The 10,757-nt window shown below is 68.5% G+C and carries 10 protein-coding genes and 3 pseudogenes; 8 read left to right on the top strand and 5 right to left on the bottom strand.

The features are described from left to right. The 4 genes and pseudogenes from AC27IQ_RS13690 to AC27IQ_RS13705 form a co-directional block, all read right to left on the bottom strand. A pseudogene (locus tag AC27IQ_RS13690) lies at nt 1-241 on the bottom strand (RNA polymerase subunit sigma-70); the annotation flags it as partial. Next, a pseudogene (locus tag AC27IQ_RS13695) lies at nt 238-812 on the bottom strand (sigma-70 family RNA polymerase sigma factor). The pseudogenes AC27IQ_RS13695 and AC27IQ_RS13690, both read right to left, overlap by 4 nt. Nucleotides 813-939: 127 nt before the next feature. Then, on the bottom strand, nt 940-1,509 hold the full coding sequence (locus AC27IQ_RS13700; RefSeq protein ID WP_272567102.1) for a DUF3455 domain-containing protein: 570 nt from the start codon (nt 1,507-1,509) through the stop codon (nt 940-942). A 152-nt stretch (nt 1,510-1,661) separates the two neighbouring features. After that, nucleotides 1,662-2,534 (bottom strand): annotated as a pseudogene (locus AC27IQ_RS13705) (ATP-binding cassette domain-containing protein); the annotation flags it as partial. Nucleotides 2,535-2,695: 161 nt separating this feature from the next. On the opposite strand from AC27IQ_RS13705, the gene purT reads away from it, so the two are divergent. The 8 genes from purT (at nt 2,696) to AC27IQ_RS13745 (ending at nt 10,192) form a co-directional block, all read left to right on the top strand. After that, complete coding sequence (gene purT, locus AC27IQ_RS13710) at nt 2,696-3,898, top strand: formate-dependent phosphoribosylglycinamide formyltransferase (protein WP_317356057.1); 1,203 nt, start codon at nt 2,696-2,698, stop codon at nt 3,896-3,898. 317 nt (nt 3,899-4,215) lie between these two features. Then, nucleotides 4,216-5,454: a SpoIIE family protein phosphatase gene (locus tag AC27IQ_RS13715; protein WP_487089788.1), complete on the top strand. Its 1,239-nt coding sequence runs from the start codon at nt 4,216-4,218 to the stop codon at nt 5,452-5,454. A 14-nt stretch (nt 5,455-5,468) separates the two neighbouring features. Next, nucleotides 5,469-6,041, top strand: coding sequence for a SiaB family protein kinase (locus AC27IQ_RS13720; RefSeq protein ID WP_284402851.1), 573 nt, complete (start codon nt 5,469-5,471; stop codon nt 6,039-6,041). 33 nt (nt 6,042-6,074) lie between these two features. Then, nucleotides 6,075-6,464, top strand: coding sequence for a DUF1987 domain-containing protein (locus tag AC27IQ_RS13725; protein WP_284405222.1), 390 nt, complete (start codon nt 6,075-6,077; stop codon nt 6,462-6,464). A gap of 5 nt (nt 6,465-6,469) precedes the next feature. Further along, nucleotides 6,470-7,216: a GGDEF domain-containing protein gene (locus AC27IQ_RS13730; protein WP_487089789.1), complete on the top strand. Its 747-nt coding sequence runs from the start codon at nt 6,470-6,472 to the stop codon at nt 7,214-7,216. Beyond that, on the top strand, nt 7,213-9,453 hold the full coding sequence (locus AC27IQ_RS13735; RefSeq protein ID WP_487089790.1) for a putative bifunctional diguanylate cyclase/phosphodiesterase: 2,241 nt from the start codon (nt 7,213-7,215) through the stop codon (nt 9,451-9,453). Before AC27IQ_RS13730 ends, AC27IQ_RS13735 begins: the two co-directional genes overlap by 4 nt. A 152-nt stretch (nt 9,454-9,605) precedes the next feature. Next, complete coding sequence (locus tag AC27IQ_RS13740; protein WP_487089791.1) at nt 9,606-9,731, top strand: hypothetical protein; 126 nt, start codon at nt 9,606-9,608, stop codon at nt 9,729-9,731. A 59-nt stretch (nt 9,732-9,790) separates the two neighbouring features. Continuing rightward, a complete protein-coding gene (locus AC27IQ_RS13745; RefSeq protein WP_487089792.1) occupies nt 9,791-10,192 on the top strand; it encodes a hypothetical protein in 402 nt (133 codons plus the stop codon). Between the two features lie 69 nt (nt 10,193-10,261). Here AC27IQ_RS13745 and AC27IQ_RS13750 read toward each other — a convergent pair. Continuing rightward, nucleotides 10,262-10,757 (bottom strand): substrate-binding domain-containing protein (locus tag AC27IQ_RS13750; RefSeq protein ID WP_487089793.1); only part of this gene is annotated, 496 nt, incomplete at its 5' end.

Raw genomic sequence — 10,757 nt, forward strand, 5'->3', positions numbered from 1 at the left:
CCTGCAGCGAGGCATCGATGCGCGTCCACAGCTGGGCCGGCGGTGCGATCGGCTCGGCCAGCCCGGTCAGCGGCAGCAGCCGCGCTTCCCAGTCGGCCACGGCGCGCTGCAGGGCCGGGTCCGATGCCAGGCGCTGCGCCACGCGGGCGCGGGCGGCGGCGGACAAGGTGCCCAGCACGTACTCGCCGGCCAGCAGGTTCAGGTCTTCGGGCACGGCGGGATGGGGGATCGGCGCGGTCATGCCATGCACTCCCGCAGCGAGGTCAGGCTGCGCCGTATCCACGCCTTCACGGTGCCCAGCGGCGCGCCCAGGCGTTCGGCGATTTCGCCGTGCGAGCAGCCATCCACATAGGCGTGCAGCACGCAGTTGCGCCGCGCCGGGTCCAGGCCCTCCAGGCAGTGCTGCAGGCGGCCCAGGCTGGCGTTGAGTTCGAAGGCTTCCGCGATCTCGCGGTGGGCCTGCACCGACTGCTCGGCCTCCAGGGCCTGCACGGTGTCGTCGTCCACGTCGAGGTGCGGCCCGCATCGCGCACGGCGTTCAGGGCCAGGTTGCGCACCACGCTGTAGATCCAGCCGCGGGCGCTGCCCCGGCTGGCATCGAAGCTGCCGGCGCGCGTCCAGATGTTCACGCAGGCGTCGTGCACGATGTCCTCGGCGAGCGCGCGCTGCCGCACGATGCGCCAGGCCACGCCCAGCAGGCGCGGCCCCTCGTGCTCGTACAGGCGGCGCATGGCCTGCCGGTCGCCCGCCGCGCAGCGGGCCAGGGTGGCTTCGTAGTCGAAGTCGTCGTCAGCGGCAGGCGTGGAAGGCAAGGGGCGGTGGCTCCAGCGGTCGAAGGCCGGGCGCTGGCGTCGATCGGCCGCCCGGAACGTGGGCCGCATGGTAGCCGACATGACCGTGCTCCAAAGGCTTTCGACCCTGAAAGACCCGCCCGGGCCGTCAGGCGGCCTTCCAGAAGATGTAGTCGGCCTGGTACTTCACGGTCTGGCGGTCGCCCTTGTTGGTGGCGGTGCAGGCCGCGGCCGGGGCCACGCCGCCCTTGAGCGCCACGCGCTGGATGAAGGTCACGCCCGTCAGCGCGCCCGAGCCCATGGCCGGGTTGGCCTTCACGAGTTGGTAGGGCAGGTTGCCGGTGCCGGCCGGCGCCACGGCCAGCTGCGTGGCGGTGACCTTGGAGCCGTCCTGCGCCTCCCAGGTGGCGGGCGGGCCGTAATACGTGCCCACCTGCTTGCCGCTGCGGTCGTTCAGCACGGCCTTCGGTCCCACGAACACCCATTCGGTCTGGCCGGGCATGTTGGCCTTGTCGCGGCATTCGTAGGTGATGTCGCCCACGCCCACGGTTTCCCAGGCCACCTTGTTGCCGGCCGGCACCTTGATCGACTCGGGCAGGCTGTCCTGTGAGAACTTCGGGCCCGATGCCGACATGGAGCCGCAGGCCGCGAGCAGGGCCGCGGCGGCGATGGCGCCGGTCAGGGGGATGAGGCGAGAGAGCGTTGGCTGGATGGTCATGGCGTTTCCCTTGTCTTCGGTTGGGTTGAAAAAAGCAGCAGCAATCTCCGCTGCTGCAGGTACTACCCATGGGAACGCCGTTTGGATGCAGGCCGCGCGAAATATTTTTTTTCCAAAGCCGCGCGGCCCGGCTTTTTTACCAGGCGGCCGGTTCAGCCGTCTTCGCGGATCTGCCGGCCGGTGAGCTTCAGGAACAGGTCTTCCAGGTTGGCCGGCCGGTGCAGCGTACGCAGGTGCCCGTGCGTGCTGAGGGCGGCCAGCAGCGGCCGGGCGTCGTGCGTGTAGAAAAACACCGTCTCGCCGCTCGCCTCCACGCGGGCGGCGAGCGGGCGCAGGGCGGCGTCTTCGGCCAGCGCCACGGCGCCCACGCCGAACAGTTCCACCACGTCGGGCTCCAGGTGCTCGGCGATCAGCTCGCGCGGGCGGCCTTCGGCGATCTTGCGGCCGTGGTCCAGCACCAGCAGGCGCGAACACAGGCGCTCGGCCTCGTCCATGAAATGCGTGGTCAGCAGGATCGACTTGCCCTGCTGCACCAGCAATTGCAGGCGCTCCCACATCAGGTGGCGGGCCTGCGGGTCCAGGCCGGTGGTGGGCTCGTCCAGCAGCAGCAGGCGCGGGTCGTTCACCAGGGCGCGGGCCAGCGACAGGCGCCGCTTCATCCCGCCCGACAGCTCGCCCGGCTTGGCGCCGGCCTTGTGCGTGAGTGCCGCGAACTCCAGCAGGCGCGGCACGCGCTCCTGCATCACCGCGCCCTTGAGCCCGAAGTAGCGGCCGAAGATGCGCAGGTTCTCCGCGCAGGTGAAGTCCGGGTCCAGCGTGTCGAACTGCGTCACCACGCCCAGCTGCGCCTTGATGGCCAGCGCGTCCTGGGGCATGGCGAGCGGCGAGCCGGCCCCTTCCGGGTGGAAATGCACGCTGCCGCCGTCGGGCGCGGTCAGGCCCAGGCACATGCGGATGGTGGTGGTCTTGCCGGCGCCGTTGGGGCCGATGACGCCCAGGCATTCGCCGGGCGCGATGGAGAACGAGACATCGTCGACCACCGTGGCATCGCCGTAGCGCTTGTGCAGGTGATCGATCTGGAGAAGGGGGGGATGCGCCATGGGCGTCTATTATTGTTCGCCGTCCTCCGGGACCGAGCCCCCGTTTTTTTCCGACCCTTCTTCTTCATTCCATCCCTTCACCTGCTATGACCACTCTCGGCACCCCCCTTTCGCCCTCGGCCACCAAAGTCATGCTGCTCGGCTCGGGCGAGCTGGGCAAGGAAGTCCTCATCGCCCTGCAGCGCCTGGGCGTGGAGACCATTGCCGTGGACCGCTACGAGAACGCGCCCGGCCAGCAGGTGGCCCACCACGCGCGCACCATCACCATGAGCGATCCGGCCCAGCTGAAGGCGCTCATCGAGGCCGAGCGGCCCCACCTCGTGGTGCCCGAGATCGAGGCCATCGCCACGCCCATGCTCGAAGAGCTGGAGGCCGCCGGCACCGTGCGCGTGATTCCCACCGCGCGCGCCGCGCGCCTGACCATGGACCGCGAAGGCATCCGCCGCCTGGCCGCCGAAACGCTGGGCCTGCCCACCAGCCCCTACCAATTCTGCAATTCGCTGGAAGAGCTGCAGGCGGCCATTGACGGCGGCATCGGCTACCCCTGCATCGTCAAGCCCGTGATGAGCAGCTCCGGCAAGGGCCAGAGCAAGATCGACGGCCCGGCCGACGTGCAAAAGGCCTGGGACTACGCCATGGCCGGCGGTCGCGTGAGCCATGGCCGCGTCATCGTCGAAGGCTTCATCGACTTCGACTACGAGATCACCCTGCTCACCGTGCGCGCGCTCGGCGAAGGCGGCCAGCCCGAGACGCACTTTTGCGAACCCATCGGCCACATCCAGGTCAGCGGCGACTACGTGGAAAGCTGGCAGCCCCAGCCCATGCGCCCCGCGGCCCTGGAGCGCGCCCGTGAGATCGCCAAGGCCGTGACCGACGACCTCGGCGGCCAGGGGCTCTTCGGGGTGGAACTGTTCGTGAAGGGCGATGCCGTGTGGTTCAGCGAGGTGAGCCCCCGCCCGCACGACACGGGCCTGGTCACCCTGGCCACGCAGGTGCAGAGCGAGTTCGAGCTGCACGCGCGCGCCATCCTGGGCCTGCCCGTCAACACCGCCCTGCGCAGCCCGGGCGCCAGCGCCGTCATCTACGGCGGCATGGATGCGCAAGGCATCGCCTTCGACGGCGTGGACGAGGCCCTGCGCGTGCCGAACACCGACCTGCGCCTGTTTGGCAAGCCCGAGAGTTTCGTGAAGCGGCGCATGGGCGTGGCGCTGGCGTTCGATGCCGATGTCGAGGTGGCGCGGGAGCGTGCCAAGCTGGCGGCCGGCAAGGTCAGGCCACGCAAAGCGTAGGCATCGGCATTCACACCAACGATCCGACCGCGGTGGCGGGCGCTGTCGTCGGGGTCCGAATCGAAACGGCAGGCATGCGCGCAGCGTGCCGGCCCCCGGAGCGTGGCCTCCTTGCCGTGCGCCGCCGTGGGGCTCGCCCCTTCATCGCAACGGAATGGGAAAGCACCCGTTCCTGGCACATCCCCCGTCCTTCTGAAGCCGCCCCTTCAATGGCCCGGAGGCTCGACGGCCTCTGCGCAGCGCCATACCGTCACCATCCTGTCATCGAAGCGAAACATGTAATGAATAACATTTGCTAACAAACACCCCTGGCCCCCATGTCCGCAAATTCCGAGTACCTGAGCAGCTTTCGGCCCCGTTTCCGTCAGCCCAGTGCGGCGGACCTGTGCACCATGGTGCCTTGCATGACGACCGACCAGACCAACGAACAGGTCATGGAGGTGTTCGGCCAGCACCGCGACCTCGTCAGCCTGCCTGTCGTGGAGGGTCGGCAGCCCATCGGGCTGATCAACCGCAACATCTTCCTCTCCCAGATGAGCAAGCCGTTTCGCATGGAGCTCTACGGCCGCAAGAGCTGCATCGCGTTCATGGACAAGGAACCGCTGATCGTCGATGCCGCGCTGGACATCGAGGCGCTGACGTTCAAGACGGTGGAATGCGGCGAAAAGGCCCTGTCCGATGGTTTCATCATCACCCACGAGGGCGCCTTCATCGGCGTGGGCAACGGGCTGCAGCTGATGCGTGTGGTGGCGGACATGCAGGCCTCGCGCAACCGCCAGGTCATGCACAGCATCGAATACGCGAGCGTGATCCAGCAGTCCACGCTGCGCAGTTCGCTCGAGGCGCTGGCACGCGTGTGCCCCGGCGCGCACCTGGTCTGGGAGCCGCGAGACGTGGTCGGGGGCGATTTCTACCAGTTCAGCACCGAGCCTGACGGCTGGTTCGCCACCGTCGCCGACTGCACGGGCCATGGCGTGCCGGGCGCCTTCATGACCCTGATCGCCTCCACCAGCCTCAACCAGGCGATCAAGCAGCACGGCGCCCGCGATCCCGCGCAGCTGCTGGGCAGCGTGAACCGCAGCATCAAGCAGATGCTGGGGCAGCAGGATGCGCAGGAAGGCACGGAGCGCTCCAACGACGGCATGGATGCCGCCTGCTTCTGGTTCGAGCCGGCGCAGGGGCGCCTGGTCTTCGCGGGGGCCCGGCTGTCGCTGTTCCTGGTGCGGCCCGGCGCCGACGCGGTCGAGATCATCGAGGGACAGCGCAAAGGCGTGGGCTACGTGGACAGCGACTTCGATTTCGCCTGGAACAACCAAGAGCTGATCCTGCCCCCCGGCACGCTGGTTTTCGTCAGCACCGACGGCCTGATCGACCAGGTGGGCGGCCCGCGCGCGATCGCGCTGGGAAAACGCCGCGTGCGGGAGCTGCTTTTCGAGCAGCGGGAGCGCACGCCCGTGGAGATCAACCGGGCTGTGCTCGATGCGCTGGAGCAGTGGCAGGGCCAGGGCGATCACCACCGCCGCGACGACCTCACCTTTTTTTGCTTTCGCACCTGAGACGGAAATCCGCCATGCCCTCGTTCATGAACGCTGAAAACCCCGGTTCCTTCTTCAACCTGGCCAGGCAGCACCGCGTCATCTTCTACTACGTGGGCTACTTCTCGCAGAACATCATCGCGGCCATGGCCGATGCGGTGAAACTGCAGCTGGAGGTCGCCGACGTGGCGGGACCGACCCGGCGCAAGCTGTTCTCGTCCTTCGTGGAGATGGCGCAGAACATCATCCATTACTCCGCCGACACCCTCACGCCGCCCAGCCATGACAACGGCGAACTGCGCCACGGCTCGGTGTGCATCCGCCGCGAAGCCGACGGCAGCTTCCTGCTGCTGTGCGCCAACCCGGTGGAGCCCCGCATCGCCGACGAACTGCGCGAGAAGCTGGCCGCGCTGCGCAGCATGACGCTGGAAGAAATCAAGCAGGCCTACCGCCAGACCCTGCGCGAGGAGACCCCCGAGGGCAGCAAGGGCGCAGGCATGGGGTTCCTCACCATGGCACGCGACGCCCGTGAGCCGCTGGAATTTGGCTTCGACGCGACGCAAGGACCCGACCAGGCACCGGTGTTCTATCTGAAAGCGGCGATCTGACGCGCCAAGCCCGCAAACGAATCGAGATCACAGATGGACAACCTCTACATCGCACCGACCCCCAGTTCACCGGAGGTGGACTTCAAGTTCGACGCCCATACGCTGAGCTTGCGCGGCGAGTCCTACCCCGAGAATGCCGCGGCGTTCTATGGCGACGTTCTCACGCAGCTCAGGGCCTACCTGGCCGGGCAGGTGGACACCAAAATCGAGGTGAGCATCGCGCTCGCCTACTTCAACAGTTCGAGCACCAAGATGCTCTTCAACCTGATCGAGGCGCTCAGCGATGCGGCCGGCGCGGGCAACGAGGTCGTGGTGCACTGGTACCACGATGAGGAGGACGACACCATCCTCGAATTCGGCCAGGAACTCAGCGAAGACTTTCCCGCCATCCATTTCTCGACCCACCCCGTCAGCGCGGCCTGATGCCCATGGACGCCGCGACCCCCCCGGACCTGTTCGAAGCCGAAAACCAGGCCTTGCTGGTCGCACGCAGCGCCTACCAGCGGCATGCAGGCCTGGAAGAGGCCCCCTGCCGTCAGGCGCTGGGGGACCTGCTGGTCGCCTACGAGCGGCTGCTGCGGGAGACGCGCCGCCTGGTGCGCCGCAGCGACCGGGCGGAGCTGGACATGAACCAGCTGAACCTGAGGCTGCAGGACCTGGCGGCCCAGCTGGAGTACCGGGCCAACCACGACCCGCTGACCGGCGTGCTCAACCGGGCGGCCATCATCGAGCGGGTCAACCAGCAGCTGCAAAGCGGCGGCCTCGCGCTGATCGTGCTAGACATCGACCATTTCAAGCGCATCAACGACAGTTTTGGCCACCCGATGGGCGACCGGGTGATCCTGGGCGTGGTCGCCTGCCTGCAGGCCGTCGTGCCCCCGACCGCGCAGGTCGGCCGGGTCGGCGGCGAGGAATTCACCGTGGTGCTGCCGGGGCAGGGCCACGACACGGCGATGCCGGTGGCCGAGGCCTTGCGCCAGGCCATCGAGTCCCACCGCTTCGACCTGCCCGATGGCAGCAGCATCACGGCCAGCTTCGGGCTGAGCTGCCTGGCGCAGGGCGGCACCTTCGACAACGCCTACGGTCTGGCGGACGAGGCCTTGTACGTCGCCAAGCGCGGCGGCCGCAATCGCGTGTCGCTCGCCCCGTGCAGCCGCCACCTGCCTGCCGCATGAACGCCGGGGTGGTGCCCGACTGTCCCGCGCCGCAAGTCGCCGCCGCGCGCACCGTCCGCACCTGCGACCCGCAGGGCGGGCCCGACTGGCGGATCCTCGTCGTGGACAGCGACGCGGGCGTGCATGCGGCCATGCGCGCGGCGCTGCAGGGGCGCACGCTTTTCGGCCGCGCCCTGGTGTCGCGGCACGCTTTTTCGGGCGAAGAAGCGCGCGCGTTGCTCGTGGGCGAGCCGAACGTGGCGATGGTGCTGCTCGACGTGGCTTCGGAGCCAGTGGGCGGCGCCGTCGCGGCAGCCGGCACCCCCTTGGCGCTGGTGGACTTCATCCGCCACACCGCACGCCTGCCCAATGCACGCATCGTGCTGCGAACGGGCCAGCCCGGGCCAGTCATGGACCTGGACACCCTGCTGCAGTACGACATCAACGACTACCGCCCCAAGTCCGAGCTGACGCATGACCGGCTGCTGGCCCTGGTCGTCACCTCCGTGCGGTCCTACCAGCGGCTGTGCGCCGCCGAGGCCAGCCGCCGCAGCCTGGAACTCATCGTGCGGTCCAGCGCGTCCTTGCTGGAGACCACCGATCCGCGGGCTTTCGCCTCGGGCGTCATCACCCAGCTGGCGGCATTGCTGGGTGTCGCATGCCATGCGCTGGTGTGCGCGCAGCAGGGAGAGACTGCGGACCGGTTCCAGGTGCTGGCGGCGGCCGGCCGGTTCGCCGGCCTCGCCGACGGCCCGTTCGACGCCGTTGCCGCCCGGCCCGAATGGGGCGTGCTGCGCCGTGTGCTGGAAGGCCGCGGCAATGGATATGCCGCCGATGGCGGCGTGGCGCTGCACATTGGGCACCAGGGCCGGCAGGGCATGGCCGTCTTCATCGACGTGCCCGCGGCGCGCGGCGCGCTCGATACCCAGATGCTGGACGTCTTCTGCGCCAACCTGGGCACCCTGCTGCACAACCACGGCCTGCTCGCGCGGCTGCATGAATACGCCTATTACGACCCGCTGGTCCGCCTGCCCAACCGCGCGCACTTCGTCGAGAAGGTGGACGAATGCGCCCGCCTCGGCACGCGCGGCCACATCCTGGCGCTGCTCGACATCGACGATTTCAGCGCTACCAACGACGTCATGGGCCACCGCTTCGGGGACTGCCTGCTGGAGCGGGTCGCCCGCGCGCTGTCCGCTGCACTGCCACCGGGCGTGCTGCTGGCCCGCCTGGGGGCGGACACGTTCGGCGTGCTGGGGGCGGTGGCGCAGGTGTCGCTGCAGCGGCTGCTGGACTGCGTCCGCCAGCCCCTGGCGGTGAATGGCGTCGCGCAAAAGGTGTCGCTCACCTGCGGCTACGTCTTCTTGCCCGAGGTGCCGCAGGCGGGCGCCGACCTCGTCAAGGACGCCACCATCGCCTTGAAGCGCGCCAAGCGCGACCATCGCGGTCAGCACCTGGAATATTCGGACCACATGGGGGCCGAGGCGCGCACCCGGGCGCTGCTGCTGTCCGACCTGCGGGCGGCCATCGACACGGCCAAGCTCTTTCTGGTCTATCAGCCGCAGATCGACCTGGCGACCCGGCGCCTGGTGGGGCTGGAAGCCCTGGTGCGCTGGCGCGCGGACGACGGCCAGCTGATATCGCCCGACCAGTTCATTCCGGTGGCCGAGCATTCGGGACTCATCGTGGCGCTGGGCAAGTGGGTGCTGTCCACCGCGTGCGCCTGCATGCGGGAGTTGCTGGCGGCGGGCCATGCACCCGGGCGCATGGCGGTCAACGTGTCGTCCGTGCAGTTGCAGGACCCCGCTTTTTTCGACACGGTCTGCGCGGCCCTGGCGGACAGCGGGCTAAAGGGGCCGCAGCTGGAGCTGGAGATCACGGAGTCGGTGGCCGCGCTGCCCACCCAATTGCTGAACTCGACCCTGTCCAGCCTGCGCGCGCAAGGCATCTCCATCGCGATCGACGATTTCGGCACGGGCTATTCCTCGCTGAGCTACCTGGAGCGGCTGGCGCTCGACCGCATCAAGATCGACCGCTCCTTCGTGCGCCACCTGGGCGAGCCGCACGGCGTCCGGATCGCGGAAATGGTGGCGCAACTGGGTCGCAAGCTCGGGCTGCAGGTGCTGGCCGAAGGCATCGAGGATGCCGCCGCGCTGCGCGCCCTGCTGGACATGGGCTGCCATGAGGGCCAGGGGTACCACATCGCCGTGCCGATGGAGAAGGGGGCCCTCATGGCCTGGCTGCAGCAACGGCGGTGAGCCGGGGCCGAGTTCGCCACCCGGGAGTCTGCCCACGATTCGTTTCGCGCCGTCTCTGGTGACACTTTGCAGCATGCGCCCACGCCCATCTGTGCCTGTTGCGATGGGTTTTGGTTAGCATGCCACTCCACATCAAAAGGGAGTCTGATTTGTTGCTGATCGAACAGACGGGGCGCATGGTTCCTCCGAGAGTCAAGCCCGCCACCAGCCCTGCGCTCGCGTTAGGCACCATGCACATCACCACCGGCATCGTCATTCATCCAAAGGCGAAGTGGTGAATCGATTCATTGGGTGGGCGTTTTTGGCGTTGCCTTTTTGCGCCAACGCCAGCGATTCCTTGCTCAAAGCCCAGGTGGAGTCACTGCCCATTCTCGTGCAAAAGGTCGAAACCTGCGGCGCCTGGACCCAGGCGGACCGGGCAGGTTACTACCGCGTGGTCGTTGTCGATGTGCACGAAGGGGCGGGCAGCGAGATCTACGTGCAATGGCTCACGCAGCCGACGCAGGAGCGGAGGCCAGAGTTGGTCCGGACCCTGGCGTTTCCCGAACTCAATGACGACCACAGCCAGTACGCCATTCAGGAAATGCGGTGCAGGAAGGTGGGCAGCGGAATCGAGATCGCGATCAAGGCACAGTACGAGCACGACACGGTGGAAAAGACCCATGCCATTCGGGTCCTTGTCAAAGCAGCGGGAACCTACGCGATATCGGGCATGGCGCGCGGCAGCCAACGGCGCTGAGCCTGGATGGGGTGTGCTGCGCATCGCTCGGCGGACGATGCCCTGCCAACCGTTTCGAGCGCAGCCTCGTCATCCCCTGCGCGTGGAGCCCCGCGCCAGCAGCGCTCCTTCCAGCACCACCCGCCTTACCGTCCGTTCGGGCTCTGACAGCCGCTGCAGCAGCAACTCGGCCGCGGTGCGCCCGATGTCGTAGGTGGGCTGCGCGATCACTGTCACGTCCAGGGCCGGCAGGGCCGTCCAGTCGTTGTTGTCGAAGCCGGCCAGGCCGATGTCGTTCGGCATCGACAGGCCCGCGGCCTGGATCGCGTGCACCGCGCCCAGCAGCAGCAGGCCGTTCGTGGCCAGCAAGGCGTCCGGGCGCGGCATGTCTCCGGTGCCCGCCAGCAGCGCCGTGGCGGCGGCCATGCCGGCCTCGCGCGTGGGGGCGACCCAGTGTGGATCGGGCGCCAGCCCGCGTTCGCGCAGTGCATCCGCGTAGCCGGCCTGGCGCTCCTGGCCCGTGGTGCTGTGCGTGCCGGCCAGCACGGCGATGCGGCGGTAGCCGGCGTCCAGCAGGTGTTCGGTG

The organism is Acidovorax sp. KPB24-07, assembly GCF_057543315.1.